Below are 24760 nucleotides of genomic sequence, written 5' to 3'. Positions count from 1 at the left end.
GACGAGAAAACCACTAATTTCCCGGTTTTCCCACGAGTCGCCACATTAGGCAGGGCCTATGCCCTTGTCAACAACAATCCACAGGACTTTTCACCTGTCCGTTCAAGGACTTGCAGCAATCTTCAGAGACTTGTTCAAGCTTTATCCACAAGCCACTGTTTCGTCTCAATTTTTGAGAATCTGTGACATTCGGCACATCGCGCGAGCCCGCCATTCATATCCAAAGCCCGCCATGTTGCGACGCAAAAACCTCGCCCGTGAAACCGCGATGCCTCTGCCAGAATGCGCGCCATGTGCCTGGTCGCCTTCGCCTGGAAGTCCCACCCTCGCTGGCGACTGGCCTTGGCTGGAAATCGCGATGAATTCCATGGTCGACCGACGGCACCGCTGGCCGTCTGGCCCGGCACCGGGATCCTGGCTGGCCGCGACCTCCGCTCCGGCGGGACCTGGGTGGGGCTGGGCCGCGACGGCCGGGTCGCGGTGATCACCAATGTCCGCGACGGCCTGCCGCCCGCCTTCAATGGCCTCTCGCGCGGCGCCCTTCCGGTCGACTTCCTCGCCGGCGACCGATCCGCGGCAGCCCATGCCAAGGGATTGGCCGGGATCGCTGGCGACTACGCCCCGTTCAACCTGGTGCTGGCCGATGCCGACGCCTGCGCCTATGTCGGCAACCATCCCGCCAGCGGCGCGCCCGCGGTCACGCCCGGCGTTCACGGCCTGTCCAACGGCGCCTTCGATGCGTCCTGGCCGAAGACCCGCCGCCTGCGCGAGGCCCTGCAGGCCTGGGTCGATGCCGGCCACGACGACCTCGCCCTACTCTGGCAGGCACTGGCCGACGAGCGCCAGGCCGCCGATGCCGACCTGCCGGATACCGGCGTCGGCCTGGCGCTGGAACGCCGGTTGTCGCCCGCCTTCATCCGTGGCCAGGACTACGGCACCCGCGCCAGCACGGTGATCCTGATCGGCCACTATGGCGAAAGCCGCATCCACGAGCGCCGCTTCGGCCCGGAGGGCGTGTTTGAGGGCGAAACCGTGCTGGTCAACCAGCCGCTCCTGTAGCAGCGCATCCGGGGCTTCGCGTGTGAGCCCCCGGATGCGACATCCGGCCTTATCCGGGCTACGAAACTTCGGCCCAGAGGGCCTGTTCGAGGGCGAAACCGTGCTGGTCGGCGGTGACTGAAGCCACACGTGCGACAATGCGCGTGGCGGAGTCGGCCAGACAGTCGCGTCATCGAGCAATCGATGCCGAGGAAAGTCCGGGCTCCACAGGGCACGGTGCCAGGTAACGCCTGGGCGGCGCGAGCCGACGGAAAGTGCAACAGAAAGATACCGCCGATGGCCCTGTCACCCCTTTGTCGCCGCTGATCGAAGCGGTGATCTCCAAGCCACTTGCCGGCGAAGCCGGCCAAGTCGCTCCAGAGACGGCAAAGGGGTGGCAGGGCACAGGCAAGGGTGAAATGGTGCGGTAAGAGCGCACCGCGAGCCTGGCAACAGGCCGGCACGGCAAACCCCACCGGGAGCAAGACCAAATAGGGAGGCAATGCCGCGGCCCGCGGTGTCTCCGGGTAGGTTGCTTGAGCGTATCGGTGACGATGCGCCTAGAGGAATGACTGTCCACGACAGAACCCGGCTTATCGGCCGGCTCCGCCACCTTTCATGCTGCGCATGAAAGGTGCCCATGATTTCAATGTTTGTGCTGCGCAAAAACATCGAAATCACGGGGCCCGCTATGTCTCTCCACACCCCCATTCGCGCCTGAGGCGCGAATCGCCCCCTGACTCAGGGGGCTGGGTCCGCTGTTTCGGCTCACTCGCCGCCGTAGAGCGCCTTGCGCGGCGCGCCGGACAACTCCGATGCCAGCTTGGCGGCGGTCGACGGCGGCAGGTGCTTGGCCAGGGTCGCGTAGATGCGACGCCCTTCGACGATCTTCGCATCGGCGTCCTCGCAGGCTCCGTGCACCATCAGCACGAATTCGCCCTTGCGCTGGTTGTCGTCGGCGCGCACGCGTTCAGACAACTGCGCCAGGGTGCCGTCGAGGACGGTCTCGAACAGTTTGGTGAGTTCGCGCGCCAGTACCGCGGGACGCTCTGCGCCGAACGCGGCCACGGCATCGTCCAGCGCCTCCTCGATGCGGTGCGAGGACTCGTAGAAGATCAGCGTGCGCGGCTCGCTGGCCAGCCCCTGCAGTTGCTCGCGGCGGGCCTTGGGCTTGGCCGGCAGGAAGCCTTCGAAGATGAAGCGGTCGCTGGGCAGTCCGGCCACGCTCAGCGCCGCCACCAGGGCGCTGGCACCGGGCACCGGACTGACTTGGACGCCGGCTTCGCGGGCGGCGCGGACCAGCCGGAAGCCGGGATCGCTGACCAACGGGGTACCGGCATCGGACACCAGCGCCAGCGAGTCGCCGGCCAGCAGGCGGGCCACGATCTTCCGGGCGATCGCGTCCTCGTTGTGCTCGTGCAGGGCCAGCAGCGGCGTCGCGATGCCGAAATGGGCGAGCAACTGGCCACTGCGGCGGGTGTCCTCGGCGCAGATCGCGGCGACCGAGGCCAGGACCTCGCGCCCGCGCGCGCTGAAATCCCCCAGGTTGCCGATCGGCGTGGCCACCACGAACAGGGTTCCGGAACGTTGCATCGCCTGCCTTGAGCGTGGTCGCGGGTAGAATCCTAGCCGGTTCCCGAACGAGCGCCGACACGTGGCCCTGAAACACACCGCCATCGCCGTCCTGTTGCTGGCTGCCCTGGCCGGCTGCGCCAGCGTCGAGGTGCAGCAGCCCGCCGCCGCGACCTCCGCCTACAGCGCCGCCTTCACCGAAGCGCAGGCACTGGCGCAGGGCCATGCCGCCCTGTCGGGGCCCGCGCGCAGCGCCAATTCCGGCCGCATCGAGGCCTTGCTGGCCGGGCTGGACGATGCCGCACTGGCCCGCGATGCCGCGCGCCTGCCGGTCGGCGATCCGCTGTATTCCTTTGCCGGCCGCGCCCTGCTCAACCGCGGGCTGCCGCTGCCGCGCCCGTTCGATCGCGGCGATGTCAGCTTCGGTGCCGCCGACCGACCGGCCGCGGATCGCGACGGCTACCGCCCGCCGCTGAAGGTCGGCGTGCTGCTGCCGCTGAGCGGCGGGCAGTCCGCAGCCGCGGCGTCCGTGCGTGATGGCTTCCTGGCTGGTTATTACGGTGAGCGTCGGCGCCGCCCCGAGGTACGTTTCTACGACACCGCCGCGGGCGCCAGCGCTGCCTATGCGCGCGCGGCCGCCGAGGGCAACGACTTCGTGGTCGGCCCGCTCGGCCGCGACGAAGTCGACGCGGTGTTCGCCGACGACACGCCGCGCGTGCCGCTCCTGGCGCTGAACCGCGGCAGCCACACCCCACCTGCCGGCAGCGCGGCGTTCTCGCTGTCGCCGGAAGACGAGGGCATCAGCCTGGCCCAGTACCTGATCCAGCGTGGCGCCAAGCGCGTCTTGATCCAGACCGGGGGCGAAGACGCGCAACGGCGCACCGCCGGTACCGCCAGGGCGCAGCTCGAACGCCGTGGCGTGCAGGTCACCGAGGACATCGCATCCGCGCAGGGCGTCGATGCCGTGCTGCTGGTGGTGAAGGGCACGCAGGCACGCGCGCTGATGCCACGTCTTGCGTTGGCGGGCATCACCACGGCGACGCGCGTCGCAACGTCGCAGATCGTCTCTGGCACCGGCAAGCCGGCCGAGGACGCCGCGCTGGACGGCATCGTCTACCCGACCGAAGCCTGGGCCGTGCGCAGTGTCGACGGCCTGCCCTCGCAGGCCAGCGCCGCGGCCCGCGTGGATACCGCCAAGGGGCCGGCCGCGCGCCTGTTCGCCTTCGGCCATGACGCCTGGTTGCTGACCGGCTACCTGGAACGGCTGGCGACGTCGAACAACGGCGACGTGGCCGGCGCGACCGGACGCTTGAGCCTGGATGGCTTCGGCAACGTGCTGCGCGTCCCCGGCTGGTCGCGCTTCGCCGGCGGCGTGCCGGTGCCGCTGGCCGATGGTGCCCGCTGACCGGCGCACCCCGCGCCGGATCCGTGGCGACGCGGTGGAAGCCGCCGCGCTCGCCCACCTGCAGGCCCGGGGCCTGCGCCTGATCTCGCGCAATGCCGCCGCCCGCGACGGCGAAGTCGACCTGGTCATGCTCGACGCGCGCGCACGCGATGGCCATGCCGTGGTCTTCGTCGAGGTGCGCTACCGCGCCAGTTCCGCCTTTGGCGGCGGCGCGGCCTCGGTGGATGCGGGCAAGCGCCGTCGCCTGGTCCGCGCGGCGCAGGCGTTCCTGCAACAGCATCCCGAACACGCCGACGCGCCCTGCCGCTTCGACGTGGTCGTCGCCAGCGGCGATCCCGCCACGCCCATGCTGGAGTGGCTGCAGGACGCCTTCCGCGTCGACGACGCCTGAGCGACGGCCAACCAACGGCATAGGCAGCATTCCGCGCGAACCCGTACGCTCCAACGTTTCCCTGCATGCCGACTGCCATGTTCCCTCGCCCACTGCTCGCCCTCTGCCTGCTGCTCGCCCCCTTCGCCGGCGTGCAAGCGCAGGCACCCGCGCCGCAGGACTACCGCGTGCTGCTGGTCGGCAACAGCCTGACCTACACCAACAACCTGCCCGCGCTCCTGCGCGCCGTCGGTGCCTCGCAGGGCACGACCATCGTCACGGAAACATACGCGGCACCGGGCGGCACCCTGGATGACCGCCTCGATGAAGGCCATGTCGCCGCAGCACTGCGTGCGCGCAAGTTCGATGCCATCGTGCTGCAGGAACAGGGCGGGCACCTTGCCGCGTGCATGGCGAGCGCACAGGAGCAACGCAAGGCCCCTTGCGCCGCCAGTGATCGCGCGTAGCGCGATTTCGCCGATCTCGGCAATGCGAGCGGTGCGAAGGTACTGCTGTTCGGCACCTGGGGGCCGGACGAACGCTGGCAGGGAAAACTGGATCGCAGCGTGCGCATGCTCGCCAGGAAGCACGCGGCAGGCATCTTCGATGCAGCGGGTACCCTGGTCGCCCTGCAGCAAGCGCAGCCCGGTACCAAGCTGTACCCGGATGGCACCCACCCCAGCACGCTGGCGTCGGTGATGCTGGCCCTTGCCTTGTACCGCGATGTCACCGGCCAGGTGCCGGTTGCGAAGGATCTGCGCGTCACCGCACCGCTGCTACCGGTGAATGCCGCGGTATCGCCGGACAGTGCGATGGAATCGCAGCCTGGCCTGATCGGCGACGGCAAGGCCACGGTGATTCCGCTCGCCCTTGTCGAACCGCTGGTGAAGGCCTTGCCCGAACCGAAGGGTCCGAACGACGCCCCGGATAGCGCTGGCCGGCGCGGACGCTGACGTCCCGCGTCACCCAGAGGGCATCGCCGCGGCGCGCTCGCGTTCCTTGAGGAACTTGCCGAACTGGTAGCCGCTCGCGCCCACCGCGCCGAGGATCGCCACCAGCGCCATGCCCACCAGGAATTTCCTGCCCATCGTCGTCCCACCTGCACGAATGTGACGGTCAGGATGCGCGGCGATGCAGCGGCATGCACAGTGCGCGTGGTCGGGATGACCTCCGGCACGGCATGCAAGCATGCGCTTATTCGAAGTGGCGGAACCCCGCCACTGATGGCTGCCACGCCACGCCCTGCGCATCCACGGCAGACACCCCACGCCCGGCCACGATTCGACCGATGCGCGCCACTGGCGCCTGCGTCGATGCCGCTTCGATCACCGCTTCGCGCGATGTAGCCGGTGCGGTGAAACACAGTTCGTAGTCGTCGCCGCCGGTGGCCTGCAGCATGCGCCGCGCGTCGGCGTCGAAACCACTGCGCAACGTCGGCGAAGCGGACAGCGCATCCACGTCGACCAGCGCGCCGACGCCGCTCGCCTTGCATACATGGCCAAGGTCCGCCAGCAGGCCATCGGAGACATCGACGCAGGATGTCGCGATGCCGCGCAGCGCGCGACCGAGTGGAATGCGCGGCGTTGGCCGGTCCAGGCGCACGCGCAGTGCCGGATCCATCGCGTCGCCTGACTGCCACTGCGACAGTGCCGCCGCCGCATCGCCCAGCGTGCCGCTGACCCAGAGGTCGTCGCCGGCGCGCGCGCCATCACGACGCAATGCCTGGCCCGGCTCGATGAAGCCGTGCACCGCCACGCAGATCGACAACGGCCCGCGCGTGGTATCGCCGCCGACAAGCGCGAGGTCATGTTGCGAGGCGAGCGCGAGGAAGCCGTCGAGGAAGCCATCGACGAATTCGCCATTGGCCTCCGGGAGGGACAACGACAAGGTGCACCACGCCGGCAATGCGCCCATCGCGGCAAGGTCGGACAGGTTCACCGTCAGCGCCTTCCAGCCGATGTCGGCGGGGGCGGTCTCCGGCGGGAAATGCACGCCGCTGTTGAGCGTGTCCATCGCCACGACCAATTGCATGCCGGCAGGTGGCTGCAGCAGCGCGGCATCGTCGCCGATGCCGAGCAGCACGTCGTCGCGTTTCGCGACGCGACGACGGATGCGTTCGATCAGGTCGAATTCGGCGACCGTGCTGTCCACCGAGGCTCCGTGCCTCAGCGCGGGCGCGCCGCCTGCGACTCGGTGCCGCGCAAGGCCAGCGCCGCCTTGTCCAGCACGCCGTTGACGTAGGTGTGGCCGTGCTCGGAACCGAAGCGCTTGGTCGAATCGATCGCTTCGTTGATCACCACGCGATACGGCACGTCGGGGCGATGCAGCAATTCGTAGGCGGCGATGCGCAGCGCGGCGCGTTCGATCGGGTCGACCTCGTCCACCTTGCGGTCGATGTAACCGGCCAGCGCGGCATCCAGTTGCGCCACGTGGCGGAGCACGCCGCGGACCAGGTCCTCGAAGTATTCGAGGTCCGCGATTTCGTGCGCCTGTTCGTGGGCGAATTCGGCGATGAGTGCGCCTTCGCTGGTCGCGCTCAACTGCCAGGCATAGACCGCCTGCAATGCGCGCCGGCGCGAACGCGAGCGGGCCACGGGGTCGATGCCGTCGTTGCGATGCCGGTTCATGCCAGTTTCTCCCGCAGGTTCGCCATTTCGATCGCTACCAATGCCGCCTCCTCGCCCTTGTTGCCATGGCTGCCGCCGGCGCGGGCCGCGGCATCCTCGAAGCGGTCCACCGCCAGCACCCCGTTGAGCACCGGCACGCCGGTGTCCAGCGCCACGCGCATCAAGCCGTCGGACGCGCCATCGGCCACCTGCTCGTAATGGCGGGTATCGCCGCGGACCACGCAGCCCAGCGCGACGATCGCCGCATGCTTGCCGGCCAGGGCGATGTCGCGCGCGGCCATCGGCAATTCCCAGGCACCGGGGACGCGCACCACGTCGACAGCGGTTTCCTCCACGCCGTTGCCGATGAACGTCGCGCGCGCGGCATCCACCAGCGCATCCACGATGCGCGGATTCCAGCGGCTGGCGATGATCGCGAAACGGGCGCCTTGCGGGGCGCGCAGATCGCCTTCGATGTACGGCATGGGGTCGGCCTGGGGCGGGGGCGCGCAGTTTACCGCGCAGCCGCCGGTGCCGTGGCCACGATGGTCTCGACCACCTCCAGCCCGTAGCCGGCCAGGCCGACCTGCCGGCGCGGGGTGCCGAGCACGCGCAACCGGCCCAGGCCCAGGTCGGCCAGGATCTGCGCGCCGGCGCCGTTGCGCCGCCACTGGCCCACGTCCTTGCTGTTCGCGACGGGCGCGGCCTGCTCGCGCAGGCGCGCCAGCAGGGCCTCGGCGTTGCGCGGCTCGGACAGCACCACCATCACGCCCTGCCCCTCGGCGGCGATCGCGCGCAGCGCATCGGTGGCGGCCACGCCGAAATCGTCGCGGCGCCAGTGCAGCAGGTCGCTCAGCGGGTTCTCCACCTGCACGCGCACCAGCGTCGGCGTGGCCTTGTCGGGCCTGCCACGCACCAGCGCGAAATGCAGCTCGTGTGCGATGCGGTCGCGGTAAGTGACCAGCCGGAACGGGCCGAATTCGGTGTCGATGGCACGATCATCGATGCGCTCGACGGTGTGCTCGGTGGCGAGTCGATATGCGATCAGGTCGGCGATCGAGCCCATCTTCAGGCCATGCTCGCGGGCGAAGACTTCCAGCTCCGGCCTGCGCGCCATGCCGCCATCGGCATTCATCACCTCGACCAGCACGCCGGCCGGTTCCAGGCCCGCCAGCATCGGCAGGTCGCTGGCGGCCTCGGTGTGGCCGGCGCGTGTCAACACGCCGCCGGGTTGCGCGGTGAGCGGGAAGATATGGCCGGGCTGGCTGAGGTCAGCGGGCTTCGCATCCGGGCGCACCGCGGTGCGGATGGTATGCGCGCGGTCGTAGGCGGAGATGCCGGTGGTGACGCCTTCGGCGGCCTCGATGCTGACGGTGAAGTTGGTGTGGAACTGCGCGGTGTTGGCCTGCACCATCGGCGCCAGCCCGAGTTGCGCGCAGCGCTCGCGTGTCAGCGACAGGCAGACCAGGCCGCGCGCGTGGGTGACCATGAAGTTGATGTCGGCCGGCCGCACCAGCTCGGCGGCCATGATCAGGTCGCCTTCGTTCTCGCGGTCCTCGTCGTCGACGATGACGACCATGCGGCCGGCGCGAATCTCTTCGAGGAGTTCGGGAATGGGGGCGAAGTTCATGCGTTGTCCCTGGTCGCCAGCAGGCGCTCCACGTAGCGCGCCAGCAGGTCGACTTCGATGTTGACTGCATCGCCTTCGCGCAAGGCATGGAACGCGGTGTGGTCGACGGTGTGCGGGATCAGTGCGACTTCGAACCCTGCGTCGTCGACCTCGTTCACGGTGAGGCTCACACCATCCACGCAGACCGAGCCCTTGTGGGCGATGTAGCGCAGCAGCGTCATCGGCGCGGCGAAGCGCCAGCGCACCGCGCGTGCATCGTCCCAGCGCTTCGCAGCAATGGCCAAGCCATCGACATGGCCGCTGACCAGATGGCCGCCGAGGCGATCGGTCGGCAACATCGCGCGTTCCAGGTTCAACGGTGCGCCGATGGCAAGGCGACCAAGCGTGGTCAGCGCCAGCGTCTCGTTGGAGGCATCCACGGCGAAACTCGTCGCATCGAACGCCACCACGGTCAGGCAGCAGCCGTTGACCGCGATGCTCTCGCCCAGTTGCACGCCATCGAACGGCAACGTCCCCACGTCGATGGTGAGGCGCGCGTCGCCGCCGCGTGTTTCGCGCGCGGCCAACTGGCCGACGCCCGCGATCAATCCGGTGAACATCAGCATCTATTCCTTGAAGCCTGGCTTCCTGAAGGCGTGCACGAACAGCGGCCAACGCATGCGTCGTGTCGACGCATCGCCCCAGGCCTGCTCGAACAGTGGCGCGGTGTCGGCGACGATGTCGCGACCGGTCGTTTCCCGATGGCGCTTGCTGGCCGAATAGCTGGCGAAGTAACCCAGCAAGCGCGGTAGCGGCCAGTCGGCTGTCAGTTCGAATGCGGGGGCTGCGATGGGTTCGAATGGCCACTCGTAACCGGCATACGCGGCATCGATGTCGGCGCGCTGCGATGGCCAGCACGCGCGGATCGTCTCCTGCAGCACGCCGTTCGCGGCGATCAGCGCGTCCGGCACAATGATGTCCTGGTAGCCCCAGGTGACCAGCACGCCGCCCGGCTTCAGCACGCGCGCGACCTCGGCGAAATAGGCATCGCGATTGAACCAGTGCAGCGCCTGCGCCACGCAGGCGACATCCGCGCTAGCGTCGGGCAACGCGCAGCGCTCGGCGGGCTCGACCACGAAATCGACGTTGCCGATCTTCGGTGCCTGCGCGATCTGCGCGGCGCTCGGATCGCCGGCATGCACGCGGTCGAAGCGCAGCGCGAGGTCGCGCGTGGCCTGGCCGCTGCCGCAACCGGCTTCCCAGCACAGCGCGGGCGATGGTGCGATCGACGCGATCCAGTCGAACAGTGCCGGCGGATACTCGGGACGCGCGGCGGCGTACTGGGTGGCCACCGCGGAAAAATGATCGGGGAAGGTCACGCCGGCTCCGGCCGCAGCAACAACCGCAGGTCGCTGCCGATGCTGCGGCTGTCGACCGTGCGCAGGCGCAGGCGTTCGGCCATCGCGTCGATGTGCAGGCCGTCGAACAGCGGGCGCGCGCGTTCGCCGAGCAGCACCGGCGCGATGTACAGCAGCAGTTCGTCGACCAGGCCAGCGGCAAGGAATGCACCGGCCAGGGTCGCACCGGCTTCCACCTGCACCTCGTTGATGCCGCGCGTCGCCAGCAGGCGCAGCACGGCATCGAGGTCGAAGCGCCCCTTGTCGACCGGCACCGCCACGTGATCGGCCTGCAGCCCGCGCGGTGGTTTCGCCTCGGGCGCATGCAGGTAGAGCGTCGGGGCATCGCCCTCGCGCACGCGGCCACGGGCGACGGTGGCCAGGCCGGGGTCCAGCACGACCCGCAGCGGCGGCAGGAAGTCGCTGCCGTCGTCCAGGCGCACGGTCAATTGCGGGTCGTCGGCCAGCACGGTGCCGGCGCCGGTCAGCAACGCGCCGCTGCGCGCGCGCCACTGCTGCACGTCGCGTCGCGCGGCTTCGCCGCTGATCCATTTCGAATCGCCGGAGGCCATCGCGGTGCGGCCGTCCAGGCTGCTGGCCAGCTTCACCCGCAACCACGGCCGGCCGCGTTCGATCCGCGACAGGAAACCGCGATTCAATTCGCGCGCCTGCGCTTCCATCAAGCCGGATTCCACCACGATGCCGGCGGCGCGGAGTTTCTCGAAACCGGCGCCATCCACCTGCGGGAACGGATCGCGCATCGCACCGACCACGCGTGCGACACCCGCCGCGATCAGGGCATCGGCGCACGGCCCGGTGCTGCCGGTGTGGGCGCATGGCTCCAGCGTCACGTAGGCGGTCGCGCCGCGCGCACGCTCCCCGGCCGCCTGCAGCGCGAAGACCTCGGCGTGCGGCCCGCCCTTGCGCTGGTGCCAACCCTCGCCGACCACGTCCTCGCCATGCGCGATCACGCAACCGACCATCGGATTGGGACGGGTGGTGAACGCGGCGCGTTCGGCCAGGCGCAAGGCGCGCGCCATCATCCGGTGGTCGATCGCAGAGAAGCTCATTTCCTGCGGTTCTTGTCGGCGTGCTTGTCCACGTCGCCGCCAAGCAACGGCAGCTGGCCTTCGCCCGGCAGGTCGCGCTCCAGGCGATCGAGTTCCTCGCGGAAGTCGGCCACGTCCTCGAAACTGCGATAGACCGAGGCGAAGCGCACGTAGCCGACGTGGTCGAGCTTGCGCAGTTCGCCCATCACGAATTCACCGACCCGGCGCGAGGCGAGTTCACGCTCGGTGGTCATGCGCAACTGGTGCACCACCGCGCGCACCGCGGTCTCGATCGCTTCCTCCGACACCGAGCGTTTCTGCAGCGCGCGATCGAACCCTGCGCGCAGCTTGCGTGCATCGAAATGCTCGCGCCGCCCATCCGACTTGATGATGGTGGGCAGCTTCAACTCGATCGTTTCCAGCGTCGAGAAGCGCTCGCCGCAGGCTTCGCACTCGCGGCGGCGACGGATCGTCGCGCCGTCCTCGGACACGCGCGAATCGATCACGCGAGTGTCGTGGTGCTGGCAGAACAGGCAATGCACGCGTGGTCAGTCGCCGTAGACCGGGAATTGCCTGCACTGCTTCTCCACGTTGCCGCGCACGCCGGCGATGACGTTCTCGTCGGCCGGGTTGTCGAGCACGTCGCAGATCCACTCCGCCAGCGCCACGCAGTCCGGCTCCCTGTAGCCGCGGGTGGTGACGGCGGGCGTGCCGATGCGCAGGCCGGAGGTGACGAAGGGCTTGCGCGGGTCGTTCGGCACCGAATTCTTGTTGACGGTGATGTGCGCCTTGCCGAGCGCTTCCTCGGCCTGCTTGCCGCTCACGTCCTTGCCGATCATGTCGACCAGCATCAGGTGGTTCTGCGTTCCACCGGAGACGATCTTGTAGCCGCGCGCGATGATGACCCTGGCCATCGCCTGCGCGTTCTTCACGACCTGCTCCTGGTACGCCTTGAATTCCGGCTCCAGCGCTTCCTTGAACGCCACCGCCTTGGCCGCGATCACGTGCATCAACGGGCCGCCCTGGATTCCCGGGAAGACGATGCTTTGCAGCTTCTTCTCGATCTCCTCCGCCGCATCGCCCATCGCCGCCTTGCTGGCCACGATGATGCCGCCACGCGGACCGCGCAGGGTCTTGTGGGTGGTGCTGGTCACCACGTGCGCATGCGGCACCGGGTTGGGATACACACCGGCGGCGATCAGGCCGGCCACGTGCGCCATGTCCACGAACAGATAGGCACCGACCTTGTCGGCGATGGCGCGGAAGCGCGCCCAGTCGACCACCTGCGAATACGCGGAGAACCCGGCGACCACCATCTTCGGCTTGCGTTCCAGCGCGAGGCGTTCGACCTCGTCGTAGTCGATCAGGCCGGCTTCGTCCACGCCGTACTGCACCGCGTTGAACAGCTTGCCGGAGGCATTGACCTTCGCCCCGTGGGTCAGGTGGCCGCCATGCGCCAGCGACATGCCCAGGATGGTGTCGCCCGGCTGCAGCAGCGCGAAATACACGGCCTGGTTGGCCTGCGAGCCGGAATGCGGCTGCACGTTGGCGTAGTCGGCGCCGAACAGCTGCTTGCAACGGTCGATGGCCAGCTGTTCCGCCACGTCCACGTATTCGCAACCGCCGTAATAGCGCTTGCCCGGATAGCCTTCCGCGTACTTGTTGGTGAGCTGGCTGCCCTGCGCTTCCATCACCCGCGGGCTGGCGTAGTTCTCGCTGGCGATCAGTTCGACGTGATCCTCCTGGCGACGGGTCTCGTCGGCGATGGCCTTGGCGAGTTCGGGGTCGAAACCGGCGATCAGGTCGGCGCGGGAGAACATCGGAGCTCCGGGGTGGCGGTGGGGACGGCAAGTTTAACGTTTCACGGCCCCGCGCACCCCATGCGATGGCGTACGCGGGCGCCGCCGCAGGCCGCGTCCCGGCTATAATCGGCGGATTCCGGAACCCCTTTCGCGGCCCTGCAAGCGCAGGCGCCGCCGCCTGCCTGCGGAGCACGCCACGATGTCGCAATTCATCTACACCATGCAGGGCGTCAGCAAGACCGTCCCGCCCAAGCGCCAGATCATCAAGGACATCTCGCTGTCGTTCTTCCCGGGGGCCAAGATCGGCCTGCTGGGCCTGAACGGCGCCGGCAAGTCGACCGTCCTGAAGATCATGGCCGGGGTCGACACCGACTTCACCGGCGAGGCCCGCCCGCAGCCCGGCATCAAGGTCGGCTACCTGGAGCAGGAGCCGCGGCTGAACCCGGAGCAGACCGTGCGCGAGGCCGTCGAGGAAGGCGTGGGCGAAGTGCTGCAGGCGCAGGCCCGGCTGGACGAGGTCTATGCCGCCTACGCCGAGGACGGCGCGGACTTCGACGCGCTGGCCAAGGAGCAGGAGCGCCTGGAAGCGATCCTGGCTGCCGGTGATGCGCACACCCTGGAAAACCAGCTGGAAGTCGCCGCCGACGCGCTGCGCCTGCCACCCTGGGACGCGATCATCGGCAAGCTCTCCGGTGGCGAGAAGCGCCGCGTCGCGCTGTGCCGCCTGCTGCTGCAGAAGCCGGACATGCTGCTGCTCGACGAACCGACCAACCACCTCGACGCGGAATCGGTCGAATGGCTGGAACAGTTCCTGGCGCGCTACACCGGCACCGTGGTGGCGGTGACCCATGACCGCTACTTCCTGGACAACGCCGCCGAATGGATCCTGGAACTCGACCGCGGCCGCGGCATCCCGTGGAAGGGCAACTACACCGACTGGCTGACCCAGAAGGACGAACGCCTCAAGCAGGAAGACAACCAGGAAAAGTCCCGCCAGAAGGCGATCCAGAAGGAACTGGAATGGGCGCGGCAGAACGCCAAGGGTGGTCGCTCCAAGGGCAAGGCCCGCTTGGCGCGCATCGAGGAACTCCAGTCCGTCGATTACCAGAAGCGCAACGAGACCAATGAAATCTTCATCCCGCCGGGCGAGCGCCTGGGCAACAAGGTGGTGGAGTTCAAGAATGTCACCAAGGCCTACGGCGACCGAGTGCTGATCGACAACCTCAGCTTCACCATCCCGAACGGCGCGATCGTCGGCATCATCGGCCCCAACGGCGCCGGCAAGTCGACCCTGTTCCGGATGATCACCGGGCAGGAAACCCCGGACAGCGGCAGCATCGACATGGGCCCGACGGTGAAGCTGGCCTATGTCGACCAGAGCCGCGATGCGTTGACCGGCAACCACAACGTGTTCCAGGAAATCGCCGGCGGCCTCGACATCCTCAACATCAACGGCATCGAGATCCAGTCGCGCGCCTACATCGGCCGCTTCAACTTCAAGGGGCAGGACCAGCAGAAGCTGGTGGGCACGCTCTCCGGCGGCGAACGCGGCCGCCTGCACATGGCCAAGACCCTGCTGCAGGGCGGCAACGTGCTGCTGCTCGACGAACCGTCCAACGACCTCGACATCGAGACCCTGCGCGCGCTCGAAGACGCGCTGCTGGAATTCCCCGGCAACACTTTCGTGATTTCCCACGACCGCTGGTTCCTCGACCGCATCGCCACCCACATCCTCGCCTTCGAAGGCGATTCGCACGTGGAGTTCTTCCAGGGCAACTACCGCGAGTACGAGGAAGACAAGAAGCGCCGCCTGGGCAACGATGCCGGCCCGCACCGGTTGCGCTTCAAGGCGCTGAAGTAATCCTGGAACGCCCACGGCAACGTGGGCGTTCTCGCATGCAAGGCAAGGAGATCGACATGACCTTCATCGAACAACTCCGCAACCGCTGGCAGTCCGCGGACTCCCTGCTCTGCGTTGGCCTGGATCCCGACCCGGCGAAATTCCCGGATGCCTTCGTCGATGACGAGGACGCGCTGTTCCTGTTCTGCCGCGACATCGTCGACGCCACCGCCGAGTACGCCTGCGCGTTCAAGCCGCAGATCGCCTATTTCGCCGCGCACAACGGCGGCGAAGCCGCGCTGCAGCGGCTGATCGCGCACATCGACGGCGCCTATCCCGATATCCCGGTGATCCTGGACGCCAAGCGCGGCGACATCGGCAGCACCGCCGAGCAATACGCCATCGAGGCCTTCGATCGCTTCGGCGCCGACGCGGTGACGCTCAACCCGTACATGGGCCGCGATTCCGCCGCGCCGTTCCTGCAACGCAACGATCGCGGCTGCGTGTTCCTCTGCCACACCAGCAATCCCGGTGCGCGCGATTTCCAGGAGCTGCTGGTCGATGGCGTGCCGCTGTACCAGCACGTGGCACGCACCATCGCCAACGAGTGGAACACGGACGGCAACTGCGCGCTGGTCGTCGGTGCCACGTTCCCGGAAGAGTTGAAGGTGATCCGCGGCATCGTCGGCGACATGCCGTTGCTGATCCCCGGCATCGGTGCGCAGGGTGGCGACGTGGAAGCCACCGTGCGCAACGGCAGGACCGCGGACGGCACCGGCCTGATGATCAATTCCTCGCGCGGGATCCTGTACGCCTCCAGCGGCGCGGGCTTTGCCGACGCCGCCGCGGATGCGGCAAAGGCCCTGCGGGACGAGATCAACCGCTGCCGCTGAGTGCAACCGCCATCGCGCATCCGGCATCCCTTGGCCATCGCCCCGCCAGGACCAGGATGCAGATGCTAACGTTCGGCCTGATCGTCCTTGCCCTGGCTTGCCTCGGGGTGGCGTACTACGCCATCGCCACCTATGCCGGCGGCATCCCTTCCGGCATGCAGGCGGGGGCCGCAACTCCCGAAGTGCTGTACGTGCATGTATTCGCCTCGCTGGTCGCGCTGGCGCTGGGGCCCTTGCAATTCGCCGCGTCGCTGCGCGCAAGACACCCCCGACTGCACCGCAACAGCGGTCGCCTGTACCTGCTGGGCGTGTTCGTCGGTGGTGGTGCCGGCCTGTTGCTGGCGTTCTTTGCGCAGGGCGCATGGGTGGCGAAAGCCGGTTTTGCCGCACTGGCGGTGTGCTGGTTGCACACCGCCATCCGGGCACTCGTGGCGATCCTCGCTGGAGACGTTGTTGCCCACCGCCGATGGATGGTGCGCAACTTCGCGCTGACCTTCGCCGCAGTCACGCTGCGGCTTTATCTGCCCGCGGCGATGGTATCCGGCGTCCCGTTCGAAGCCGCCTATCCGGCGATCGCATGGCTGTGCTGGGTGCCCAACCTGCTCGCAGCCGAGGCGCTGTTCAACAGGACCGGTGCCAGGCTGGCTGGCCGGGATGGCGATCGGGCCCGAGGCCGCATCACGGCCGCGCGCGGGTCCGCAACGCAGCGCGCAACGCCGCCAACGGGAACCTCGCCCAGATCATCGCGAAGACCGTAGCGCGAACCAATCCGCCATCGCGCGCTGCATCGAACTTGCGGTAGTAACGCCAGAAGCCGCGGTGCTTGTGCCACTCCACGAAGACCGGCCGCGAGCGCGAGGACACCCCGCGCACATGCACCACCCGCACGTCGTTCGCGCAGGCGACCGTCGCTCCCTCGGCGCGCGCGCGCCGGCACAGGTCGAGGTCTTCCGCGTGCAGGCGATAGCCCTCGTCGAAGCCGCCGATGCACTCGAACAGGCCGCGCGGCATCAGCATCAACGCACCCGAGACCGCATCGACCGCCTGCAATGGCTGCGATGGATCCATCGCGATACCGAGCTGCCTGCGCCCCGGATCGCGCAACATCGCCGCGAAGTCCGGATCGCGGCGGCGCGCGGCGGCATCGCGCATGCCGGCGTCGTCGACCAGGTCGGCACCTAGGACGACGTCGCCGCCCTGCCCGCGCAACGCCACGTCGACATACTCGCTGAGGTCACGCGGGCCATCCTCGCCGACGCCGACGGCCCGATGCGCATGCGCGCGCATCCGCGCCAGCGAATCGGCTTCGACCAGGCAGTCCGGATTGACGAAGGCCAGCCACGGCGCGCGGCTGTCGGCTGCGCCCTGGTTGCAGGCCACTGCGAAGCCGGGGTTGTCCGGATTGGCGATGAAACGCAGGCGCGGATCGGCCAGCGCATGGCGTTGCACGATGTCCAGGCTGCCGTCGCGCGACGCGTTGTCGACCACGCGGATCTCGGCAACGCCTGCCGCCGCACGCAGCCGCACGAGGCAGTCGTCGAGGGTTTCCTCGCTGTCGTAACTCACCACGATCGCGGCGATGCCGTCGCCGTTCATGACGCGTCCGCGAACAGGTCCGGCTGCGGCGGTGCGCTTTCCTCGCGTGCGAGCGTGTCGATCATGCGCTCGCGCAATAGGCGCAATGGATCGTCCATCAGGAAATGCGCCAGTTGCGCATGCCAGGCCGGCCAGCGCACCGACAAGGCCTCCATGTCGCCATCGGTCGGGACGCCTTCGACAGCGCGCAGCACGAAGGCGGTTTCGCACAACGCATTGCGCCAGCCGAGCCCTGACATGCGCAGCGACAGGTCGATCAACGCCGCGTACCAGGAACGGTAACTCGCCGGATCCAGCCCGCCGGCGCGCACGCGCGCCGCGCCACGAATCAGCACGGCATGGGTGATCGCCGATGGCAACGTCGGGTGTGCATGGCCCACCTGCACACAAACGCGCGCGAGCCGTGCCGGCGATGCGTCCACCTCCACCATCTCGCCGATGCGGGGCCATGAAGCGGCTTCACCGGCGTTGCTCCACGGCGTGGCGGTGGCGATCGATGGATCGCGCATCAGGCAGTCCTGCAGGCGCTCCAGCCAACCCGGCGTCGGCCGCGCATCGCTGGCCAGGATCGCGACGTCGACATCGCCGCAGGCGCGCAGGGCTTCGTCGAGATGCGCCGCTTCGCCGATGGGCGAGGCACGCCGCGTATGCGCAGCCTGCAGCGGCGTCTGCGCCAGCCAGCGTTCGATGATCGCGTTGCCGCGCGGGCCGGCCTGCGCGTCGTCGGCCAACCACACCCGCGTTCCCGCAGGCGTCGATGCATCCAGCGCGGCCAGGCAGGCGTCGAGCGCGTCCTCGTCGGTGCCGACCGGCACCAGGACGATGGGAAGGGACGCGCCCGCCGGGCTCACTGCTTCGGCTTGTAGATCGGATCCAGCGCGCGGAAACGACGACCGTATTCGTCGGTGAGGTTGCGCGCTTCCAGCGGGTTGCGCACCACGGTCGGGGTGATCAGCACCACCAGTTCGTCGCGGGTCGTGGTCTTGCCCTGCTGGCCGAACAGACCACCGAGCCACGGGATCCGGCTCAGGCCGGGCACGCCGGTCGAATTACGGCTGGTGCCGTCGCTGATCAGGCCGGCCAGGACGATCGTCTCGCCGCTCGGTGCCAAGGCACTCGTCGTGACCTTGCTGGTGTCGATGCGCACGTTGCCGTAGTCGTCGGCGATGCTGCCCGGCTTGCTGACCTCCTGCACGATGTCCAGGAAGACCAGGCCGTCGCGGGTCACCCGCGGGCGCACCTTGAGGATGATGCCGGTGTCCAGGTACTGCACCGAGCTGTAAGTCTTGTCATTACCGTTGCCCGGATTGAGGCTCACCGAGGCGATCGGGATGCGCTGGCCGACGTTGAGGCTGGCCTCGCGGTTGTTCTGGGTGAACACCGACGGCGCGGACAGGGTGCGCACATCGGTGACTTCGTCCAGCGCGCTGACGATCGCCGCCGCGTTGTTGCCGAGGAAGGTCCAGCTCAGCAAGTTGCCGATGGCACCACCATTGGGCACATTGGGCTGGCTGATGCCGCCGCCATAGCTGCCGAAGCTGTTGCGACCGGTCGGGTACGGAAAGCCGGCTTCGCCGACCGCATTGTCGAAGAACCAGCTCACGCCGTACTGCAGCGCGCCCTTCAACGCCACGCTGACCACCTGCGCCTCGATGTGCACTTGCATCGGCATCACGTCGATGCGCTCGATCACTTCGCGGATCGACTTCCACTGCGACGCATTGGCGCGGACCAGCAGTGAATTGGTGTCTTCCACCGCGGACACGCCGACTTCCGAGCCTTCGACCTTCAGCGTGACCTTGCCGTTGCCGCTGCGGTTGCTCGGCAGGTTGCCGCCATCGCCCAGTCCGCTGTTGACCGGCGCGCTGGAGGTACCGGACTTGCTGTCCAGGCCGGCATCGCTGATCTCGGTGGTGCCCACGCCCGGCATCATCGACGGTTCGTTGCCGCCGCTGTTGCCGGTGCCGCCACCGAAGACTTCGGCCAGGCGGTCGGCCAGGTCGCGCGCCTTGATGTATTTCAGTTCATACGAGAACAGGCGGCCGTCGCCGCTGCCGCCCTCGATCCGGTCGATCCACTGCTGGATGTCGTCCAGGTACTTCGGCTGGCTGGTGATGACCATCACCGCGTTGCTGCTGTCCAGCGGCATGAAGCGGAACATGCCGGCGGTGGGTGACTTTCCCTGCTCGCCGAACACCCGCTCCAGGTCCTGCACCACGTCGCTGGCGCGGCCCGACTGCAGCGGATACACGCCCACCGACATGCTGGCCATCCAGTCGACATCGAACACCTGGATGGTGCGCAGGTAGTTGTCGAGTTCGGCACGGGTGCCGGCGATGGTCAGCATGTTGCGCGCGCCGTCGACGCTGACGATCGCGTTCGGCCGCGCGTACGGCTTGAGGATCTTTTCCATCTCGGTGGCGGAGACGAAACGCAACGGCACCACCCGCGATTCGAAGCCGCGCGCGAGTGCGGTCGAGCCGGTGCGCGGCACCACGCCGCTGACCAGGGCCTGGTCGGCGGTGACGATGTTGTAGCGGCCATCGCTGTAGACCATGCGCGCGTTGTTCTGCGCCAGCACGCCTTCCAGCAGGCTCAGCGCACCGGCGGCACCGACCGGGCGCTGGGTGGCCACGGTGACCGTGCCCTGCACGCCCGGGGCGATGCTGTAGCTCTGGCCGAGCATGTCGCCCAGGATCGCCTTGACCACCGCGTGCAGGGATTCGCCCTCGAAGTTGAAGCTGGCCTGGCCGCTGCTGGCCAGCGACGGCGGCGGCGCGCTGGCGGCCGCCTGGTTGATCGGCGCGCCGCTGCCGCGGCGGATCACCGGCTTCGGTCCATCGCGGCCGAGTTCTTCCAGCACCTCCTTGCGGATGCCGGCGACATCGGAACCTGCGTCACCCGCCTGCTGGCCCGCCTGCCCCGCGGGCAACCGGTCCGCATGGCGGATCTGCGGCTGCGGGTTGCTGGCGCAGGCCGCCAGCAGGCCGACCAGGCCGGCGATCAGGATGGGGCGCAGGTTCATTCGGGGAAACTCCACATTCATGGCATGCACTGCTTTATTGCGTACGTGACGACGCAGCCGGCGAAGGCGCGACACCATTGTTGTTGGGCGTCGCGTTTGCCGAGCCGGCGCGCAGTTGCGCGCGGCGGGCCTCGATGCGACGACGGATGGTTTCGATGCGCGCGGCCTCGGACTGCGGCGGGGCCGCGTCGGCGCCCTGCGCCACGGGCGGCGGTGGCGGAACCGCGGCAGCGTGGACGGCGACCGCACCCGGCACCTGGCCACTGCCACCGAAGGTGCGCAGGTCCAGGGTGACTTGGCCGCTGCTGCCTTCGAACACGACCCGGCGCGGCTGCACTTCCAGCAGGCGCCAGCCATTCGCACCTTCCGGCGAACTGCCCTCGCGCACGCGCTGGGGCTCGCCGCCGCCGCTGGGCTGGAGGGTCGCCAGGCGCACCTGCGGGCTGATCAGCACGCCGGTCAGGATGAAGTCCAGCGACTGGCTCTGCGCGGCTTCGCCCTCGCCTTCGGGGACGCTGGCCAGGAAGCCGCGCGGGCGGCGGTCCTGGGTGAACAACGGGCGTGCCGCCGCTTCGGCGTATTGCACCAGCGGCCCGATCCGGTCCGGCGTGGCCGGCCGCGGCTGCGGCAGCGGGTTGCCCGGCTGCGGTTCGATCGGCGCGATGCGCCCGCCCATGCCCAGCAGCGCACCCAGCCACAGCAGCAGGGCCCAGCCGCACAACCCGGCCAGCAGCCAGGTCAGCGGCCGCGCCTGGGCGAAACGTTGCAGCAGGCCGCGCTCAGTCCGCACGCGCCACCCCCGTTGCCGGTCGCAGGTAGCCGTACAGGTCGAAGCTCACGTCCAGCCCGCCTTCCTGCGGTTGCGCGCTGCCCGGGATCGCGAAATAACGCTGTGCGGCGATGCTCAGCATGTCCACGAAGAGGTACGGGCGGGTGGATTCCAGGGTGTGCAGGACGGCCAGGGTTTCCGCATTGCCGCAGCGCAGGCGCACCTGCACGGTGACCCGGCGGTAGCGGCCCGGGGGCGGGTCGCCGGTCAGCGGCGCGCGGTTGACGATGGCACAGCCGCGGTTGCCCGGGCTGGCCTCGCCGACCACCCCCTCCAGTTGCTGGATCAGCGCCGCGGTGGCCAGTTCGGTCGTCGGTTCGGCCAGGAAGCCGGACGCGCCGCCGCGTGCATCGAGTTCTGCCAGCCGCTGTTCGATCTGCGGTCGCTGCGCCAGCAGGCTGCGCACCCGCGCATCGCGCTCGCGCAGCTCGGCGATGCGGGCGTCGGCCTCGCGCAGCGGCACGGTGAACAGGGGATGCACCAGCAACAGGTAGACCAGCCCGATCACCGCCAGCAGCAAGGCCAGCGCCAGCCAGCGATCGCGGTCAGCGCGTGCCATCGGCGGCCTCTTGCTTGTCGTCGGGCGAGGTGTCGGCGGCGGTACTGCCGCGCAGTTGCGCGACCAGGGTGAAGCGATCCATCCGCGTGCGCGGATCGGTCTGCAGCGCGCCGCTCAGCGCAGCGTCATGCCATTGCGGTGCGCCGCCGAGCTTGCCGACCAGCGCCGCTGCCTGGTTGGACAGGCCGAGCAGGGTCAGCTGCTCGCCTTCGATGGTGAATTTCTCGAGGTAGGTGCCGTCCGGCAGGCGCGGCGACAACGCATCGATCACTTCGATCACCGAGGCGCGGCCATTGCGCTGGCGCTGCAGGTAGGCACCGCCTTCGACGGCATCCACCAGGCGCTGGCGTTGTTCGGATACGCCACGGGCCTGGGCGCTGCGCGTCGCAACCTCGGCCTGCAAGGCATCGGCGGCGGCGCGGCGGTTGTCGACCACCTGGGCCAGCGTTAGCCCCAGCGCAAGCAGGGCGACCACGCCCAGGACCAGGTTCCACACCCGCCACGGATTGCGCTGCTGCAGGCGTAGCGCCGGCGGCAACAGGTTCACGCCGAGCGTGCGGCCGTCGGCATCCAGCAGGTCTACGCCGGCCAGCGTCCCGGCCAGTGCGCCGAGTTGCGCGGTCTGCGCCTCCAGCGCACGGCGCGGCGCCACCACCAGTTCTGCCTGCAACTGGCCGTCCTCGCGCACGCCCAGCAGGCGACCGTCGTGGACCACGTCGGCGGCGGCGAAGGGCGTCTGCCGTTCGATTTCGAAGGCCAGCACGTCGCGCAGGCGTTCGCGCGCGGCGGCGGGCAACAGCAACGGGCGACGCAGGCCCTGCGATGCCGGCAACACCAGCCAGCGCGGCAGGTCCGCGGCGGCATCGGCCAGCACCCCGGCCAGCGGGTCGCGGCCGTCGGCGGCGCCATGCGCGTGCAGCGGCAACATCGCCACGTCCTGCACGCTGTCCCCGCGCTGGCGACGCAGTTGCACGCCGTCGCCCTGCACCTGCAGCAACACCCGGTCCCCATTCGCGGACAGCAGGCGTTGCCAGCGCAACGGCAGCCAGGCACGCAGGCCGGCGCTCCACCACGCAACGAATCCACGCAGGCCGGCACCGGCACTGCCCAGGCGTGCAGGCATCGCGCTCACCGTGGGTCGCTCCCCGCCTGCCAACGCAGCGGCGTGTACGTCGATCCGGGCAAAGCGTTGCCTCCCATTCGCAGGACTACCGACAGATGCGCGCTGCGACCATCGGGGAGTCGGGCACGGCTGTCGATACTATACGTGCCGCTGCCAGCGCTTGCTGGCGGTGCGTCCGGGTCGATCGGCGCGGTTCGCGGCTGCAGGCCCATCGCCGCCAGCACCACCGGCGAGGCGATATTGGCGTCGGGCGTGGCGTTGTTGGAATAAACGGTGAGGTGCGGCACGGCGGCCGCGACCAATGCCGGCCGCATGCCCAGCACCTGGGACAACTCCGCCACGCTGTCGAACGGCGCATCCTTCGCGCCCCAGACCAGGCCCGCCGCTGCGTAGGCAGGATCCTCGGCACCACCGGCCAGCTGGCTGAGGTTGTCCGGGTCGCGCCAGTCGGCGATGGCGGCGGCCAGGCGCGCCGCGCGCTCGCGCGGTTCGCCGAGTTCCTCGAACAGGCCGGCCAGCAGGGTCGGCGCCGCGGCGTTGAGGTCGATCTTCGCGGCCTCGTCGAGGATCGCCACTGCGACCTCGGCGCGGCCGAACGGCACTTTGTAGGCACGTCCATCCGCTGCCCAGCGCTGCTTCGGATCCTGCGCCAGCAGGCGCGATGCCGCGAGCTCCACGCCGGCCCGCGCAGCCTCGCCGGCGACCACGCCGCGCGCCGCGCCATTGCCCTGCAGCGACTCGATCCGCGCCGACATCGCATAGGCGGCGACCAGCCCGCTCAGCAGCAGCACCAGCCACATCACCAGCAACAGCGCCGCGCCCCGCTGCCGGCGCATCACTGCACATCCCCGACGGCGGCGAAGCTGCCCGCCATCGGCAGCGCCACCACGAGGTCCGGCCAGGCGCCGCGCGCGTCGACCATCTGCACGCGCACCTGCACCGGCAACATCCGCGGGTCTTCCCATGCGTCTTCCCACGGGCCGAAGCCGCCATTGCCGGCCAACCCGCGATAGGCGAAGCGCACCTGGCGCAGGCCTTCGACCAATGGCTCCGGCGGACGCGCGGCACTGCCGGCCAGCACCTGGCCGCCCTGGACGATGCGGAAGTCGACCAGCAGGTCGAGTCCGCCGGCAGCCCCGCGACCGACGCCCAGCGCATGCAGGTGCGGGCCGCCGCGACCGAGGTAATCCGGCAGGTCGGCGACGAAACGCATCGAATTCTCGGTGCCCTCGAAGCGCTTGGATGCGCCGGTGCCGGGATCGAGTTCGAAGACGACGCCCTGTGCGCCCCCGATGCGCCGGCGCAGGAAATCGGAGACTGCGCGGATGCGTTCGTTGCGTTCGGCGATCGCCTCGCCGCGCTGCGCGGTGGCAGCCGCCGCACGCAGGGTGGCGAAGCCCAGCGCCATCGCCGCTGCCAGCAGGCTGACCGCCAGCATGACTTCCATCAAGGTGAAGCCGGCCGTCCTGGCGGCACTGCCGCCTGGCCGGATGAACGCCCGAGGGCTGCGCCCGAGGGCCGTACTGAAACCGGCGGCGCGGCGCATCAGCGCAATCCGTCCTGTGCGGGCAGGGCCAGGCGCAGGCTGCTGACCTGCAGGCGCTGCTGCGGCCCGCCTTCGGCCCATTCGATGTCCAGTTGCACGTGCAGCAGGCGCGCGGCACCCGGATCGCCCTGCATCCCCCCGTCGCGCGCGGCCGGGTCGGTCCACGGGGTGGCCCGCAAGGTCCAGCGATAGCGCCCGTCCTCCAGTTCGCCATCGTCGTTCGCTGGCCCCTGCAGCGCACTGGCGTGCTCGGCCAACAGGGTCTGTGCGTGCAGCGCCGCGCGCCCGGCTTCGCCGGCCTGGCGCACCTGCCGGGTCGCGCCGGAGAGGGTGCCCAGTAGCAGGGTCAGGCCCAGCGCGAGCACTGCGAAGGCCACGATGATCTCGATCAGGGTGAAGCCGGCCGCTTTGGCGGCACTGCCGCCAGGTCGGCTGAACGCCCGAGGGCCATGCCCGAGGGCCGGCACGAAGCCACCCGCGCGATGTCTGCGCATCGACTGG

Annotated in this window: 28 protein-coding genes and 1 other RNA gene; 9 read left to right on the top strand and 20 right to left on the bottom strand. The window is 69.2% G+C overall.

Going from position 1 to position 24760, the window contains the following annotated elements:
- Positions 1–291 precede the first annotated feature (291 nt).
- Together ACE3T8_RS02055 and rnpB are read left to right on the top strand one after the other, a co-directional pair.
- Positions 292–1059 carry an NRDE family protein gene (locus tag ACE3T8_RS02055; protein ID WP_374606397.1) on the top strand — a complete coding sequence of 256 codons (768 nt, stop codon included), beginning with the start codon at positions 292–294 and terminating at the stop codon, positions 1057–1059.
- Between the two features lie 148 nt (positions 1060–1207).
- An RNA gene (gene rnpB, locus ACE3T8_RS02050) (RNase P RNA component class A) lies at positions 1208–1650 on the top strand.
- Positions 1651–1806: 156 nt separating this feature from the next.
- Here rnpB and rsmI read toward each other — a convergent pair.
- Entirely contained in the window at positions 1807–2631 is an 825-nt protein-coding gene (rsmI, locus tag ACE3T8_RS02045; RefSeq protein ID WP_374606395.1) for a 16S rRNA (cytidine(1402)-2'-O)-methyltransferase, read from the bottom strand.
- Between the two features lie 61 nt (positions 2632–2692).
- On the opposite strand from rsmI, the gene ACE3T8_RS02040 reads away from it, so the two are divergent.
- The 4 genes from ACE3T8_RS02040 to ACE3T8_RS02025 all read left to right on the top strand — a co-directional run bounded on the left by ACE3T8_RS02040 (position 2693) and on the right by ACE3T8_RS02025 (position 5338).
- Positions 2693–4015 carry a penicillin-binding protein activator gene (locus tag ACE3T8_RS02040; RefSeq protein WP_374606393.1) on the top strand — a complete coding sequence of 441 codons (1323 nt, stop codon included), beginning with the start codon at positions 2693–2695 and terminating at the stop codon, positions 4013–4015.
- Positions 4002–4406, top strand: coding sequence for a YraN family protein (locus ACE3T8_RS02035; protein ID WP_374606391.1), 405 nt, complete (start codon positions 4002–4004; stop codon positions 4404–4406). Before ACE3T8_RS02040 ends, ACE3T8_RS02035 begins: the two co-directional genes overlap by 14 nt.
- Before the next feature lie 77 nt (positions 4407–4483).
- On the top strand, positions 4484–4852 hold the full coding sequence (locus ACE3T8_RS02030; RefSeq protein ID WP_374606390.1) for a hypothetical protein: 369 nt from the start codon (positions 4484–4486) through the stop codon (positions 4850–4852).
- A gap of 99 nt (positions 4853–4951) precedes the next feature.
- Entirely contained in the window at positions 4952–5338 is a 387-nt protein-coding gene (locus tag ACE3T8_RS02025; RefSeq protein ID WP_374606389.1) for a hypothetical protein, read from the top strand.
- A 9-nt stretch (positions 5339–5347) separates the two neighbouring features.
- Here the strand turns inward: ACE3T8_RS02025 and ACE3T8_RS02020 are convergent, their stop codons facing one another.
- From ACE3T8_RS02020 to glyA, 10 genes are all read right to left on the bottom strand, one after another.
- Positions 5348–5473, bottom strand: coding sequence for a hypothetical protein (locus tag ACE3T8_RS02020; RefSeq protein ID WP_374606388.1), 126 nt, complete (start codon positions 5471–5473; stop codon positions 5348–5350).
- A 106-nt stretch (positions 5474–5579) separates the two neighbouring features.
- Positions 5580–6536 (bottom strand): thiamine-phosphate kinase, encoded by a 957-nt coding sequence (gene thiL, locus ACE3T8_RS02015; protein ID WP_374606387.1) that lies wholly within the window; start codon positions 6534–6536, stop codon positions 5580–5582.
- A 14-nt stretch (positions 6537–6550) separates the two neighbouring features.
- A complete protein-coding gene (gene nusB, locus ACE3T8_RS02010; protein ID WP_374606386.1) occupies positions 6551–7012 on the bottom strand; it encodes a transcription antitermination factor NusB in 462 nt (153 codons plus the stop codon).
- On the bottom strand, positions 7009–7476 hold the full coding sequence (ribH, locus tag ACE3T8_RS02005; protein ID WP_374606384.1) for a 6,7-dimethyl-8-ribityllumazine synthase: 468 nt from the start codon (positions 7474–7476) through the stop codon (positions 7009–7011). Before ribH ends, nusB begins: the two co-directional genes overlap by 4 nt.
- 29 nt (positions 7477–7505) lie before the next feature.
- Complete coding sequence (ribB, locus tag ACE3T8_RS02000) at positions 7506–8621, bottom strand: 3,4-dihydroxy-2-butanone-4-phosphate synthase (RefSeq protein ID WP_374606383.1); 1116 nt, start codon at positions 8619–8621, stop codon at positions 7506–7508.
- Positions 8618–9220: a riboflavin synthase gene (locus ACE3T8_RS01995; protein WP_374606381.1), complete on the bottom strand. Its 603-nt coding sequence runs from the start codon at positions 9218–9220 to the stop codon at positions 8618–8620. Before ACE3T8_RS01995 ends, ribB begins: the two co-directional genes overlap by 4 nt.
- Positions 9221–9226: 6 nt before the next feature.
- Complete coding sequence (locus ACE3T8_RS01990; protein WP_374606379.1) at positions 9227–9979, bottom strand: class I SAM-dependent methyltransferase; 753 nt, start codon at positions 9977–9979, stop codon at positions 9227–9229.
- A complete protein-coding gene (ribD, locus tag ACE3T8_RS01985) occupies positions 9976–11067 on the bottom strand; it encodes a bifunctional diaminohydroxyphosphoribosylaminopyrimidine deaminase/5-amino-6-(5-phosphoribosylamino)uracil reductase RibD (protein ID WP_374606377.1) in 1092 nt (363 codons plus the stop codon). The genes ACE3T8_RS01990 and ribD overlap by 4 nt, the downstream gene beginning before the upstream one ends.
- Positions 11064–11588, bottom strand: coding sequence for a transcriptional regulator NrdR (gene nrdR, locus ACE3T8_RS01980; RefSeq protein ID WP_374606376.1), 525 nt, complete (start codon positions 11586–11588; stop codon positions 11064–11066). The genes ribD and nrdR overlap by 4 nt, the downstream gene beginning before the upstream one ends.
- Positions 11589–11594: 6 nt before the next feature.
- Complete coding sequence (gene glyA / locus ACE3T8_RS01975; protein WP_374606374.1) at positions 11595–12866, bottom strand: serine hydroxymethyltransferase; 1272 nt, start codon at positions 12864–12866, stop codon at positions 11595–11597.
- A 181-nt stretch (positions 12867–13047) separates the two neighbouring features.
- On the opposite strand from glyA, the gene ettA reads away from it, so the two are divergent.
- The 3 genes from ettA to ACE3T8_RS01960 are packed head-to-tail and all read left to right on the top strand — an operon-like array spanning position 13048 to position 16339.
- The gene (gene ettA, locus ACE3T8_RS01970) at positions 13048–14709 is read left to right on the top strand and encodes an energy-dependent translational throttle protein EttA (protein WP_374606372.1); all 1662 of its coding nucleotides are present in this window, start codon (positions 13048–13050) and stop codon (positions 14707–14709) included.
- A 56-nt stretch (positions 14710–14765) separates the two neighbouring features.
- On the top strand, positions 14766–15581 hold the full coding sequence (gene pyrF, locus ACE3T8_RS01965) for an orotidine-5'-phosphate decarboxylase (protein WP_374606370.1): 816 nt from the start codon (positions 14766–14768) through the stop codon (positions 15579–15581).
- Positions 15582–15637: 56 nt separating this feature from the next.
- Positions 15638–16339 (top strand): DUF2306 domain-containing protein, encoded by a 702-nt coding sequence (locus ACE3T8_RS01960; protein WP_374606368.1) that lies wholly within the window; start codon positions 15638–15640, stop codon positions 16337–16339.
- Here the strand turns inward: ACE3T8_RS01960 and ACE3T8_RS01955 are convergent.
- Genes ACE3T8_RS01955 through ACE3T8_RS01915 form a run of 9 tightly spaced genes read right to left on the bottom strand, consistent with a single transcriptional unit; the run spans position 16260 to position 24753 of the window.
- Positions 16260–17177, bottom strand: a complete 918-nt coding sequence (locus ACE3T8_RS01955) for a glycosyltransferase family 2 protein (RefSeq protein WP_374606367.1) — start codon at positions 17175–17177, stop codon at positions 16260–16262. The two genes, ACE3T8_RS01960 and ACE3T8_RS01955, sit on opposite strands and share 80 nt — an antisense overlap.
- A complete protein-coding gene (locus ACE3T8_RS01950) occupies positions 17174–18028 on the bottom strand; it encodes a glycosyltransferase family A protein (RefSeq protein ID WP_374606365.1) in 855 nt (284 codons plus the stop codon). The genes ACE3T8_RS01955 and ACE3T8_RS01950 overlap by 4 nt, the downstream gene beginning before the upstream one ends.
- On the bottom strand, positions 18025–20202 hold the full coding sequence (gspD, locus tag ACE3T8_RS01945) for a type II secretion system secretin GspD (RefSeq protein WP_374606363.1): 2178 nt from the start codon (positions 20200–20202) through the stop codon (positions 18025–18027). Before gspD ends, ACE3T8_RS01950 begins: the two co-directional genes overlap by 4 nt.
- A gap of 34 nt (positions 20203–20236) precedes the next feature.
- A complete protein-coding gene (locus ACE3T8_RS01940) occupies positions 20237–20992 on the bottom strand; it encodes a hypothetical protein (RefSeq protein WP_374606362.1) in 756 nt (251 codons plus the stop codon).
- Entirely contained in the window at positions 20982–21590 is a 609-nt protein-coding gene (gspM, locus tag ACE3T8_RS01935; protein WP_374606360.1) for a type II secretion system protein GspM, read from the bottom strand. Before gspM ends, ACE3T8_RS01940 begins: the two co-directional genes overlap by 11 nt.
- Positions 21577–22713, bottom strand: coding sequence for a PilN domain-containing protein (locus tag ACE3T8_RS01930; RefSeq protein ID WP_374606359.1), 1137 nt, complete (start codon positions 22711–22713; stop codon positions 21577–21579). Before ACE3T8_RS01930 ends, gspM begins: the two co-directional genes overlap by 14 nt.
- A 5-nt stretch (positions 22714–22718) precedes the next feature.
- Complete coding sequence (locus ACE3T8_RS01925; protein WP_374606358.1) at positions 22719–23549, bottom strand: general secretion pathway protein GspK; 831 nt, start codon at positions 23547–23549, stop codon at positions 22719–22721.
- A complete protein-coding gene (locus tag ACE3T8_RS01920) occupies positions 23549–24259 on the bottom strand; it encodes a prepilin-type N-terminal cleavage/methylation domain-containing protein (protein ID WP_374606357.1) in 711 nt (236 codons plus the stop codon). Before ACE3T8_RS01920 ends, ACE3T8_RS01925 begins: the two co-directional genes overlap by 1 nt.
- Positions 24259–24753, bottom strand: coding sequence for a prepilin-type N-terminal cleavage/methylation domain-containing protein (locus ACE3T8_RS01915; protein WP_374606355.1), 495 nt, complete (start codon positions 24751–24753; stop codon positions 24259–24261). The genes ACE3T8_RS01920 and ACE3T8_RS01915 overlap by 1 nt, the downstream gene beginning before the upstream one ends.
- Positions 24754–24760: the final 7 nt, after the last annotated feature.

It is taken from the genome of Thermomonas sp. (genome assembly GCF_041919455.1).
Lineage (GTDB): Bacteria > Pseudomonadota > Gammaproteobacteria > Xanthomonadales > Xanthomonadaceae > Thermomonas.
The sequence above is the reverse complement of the archived record's forward strand: the minus strand, read 5'-3'. Positions and strand labels throughout refer to the sequence as shown.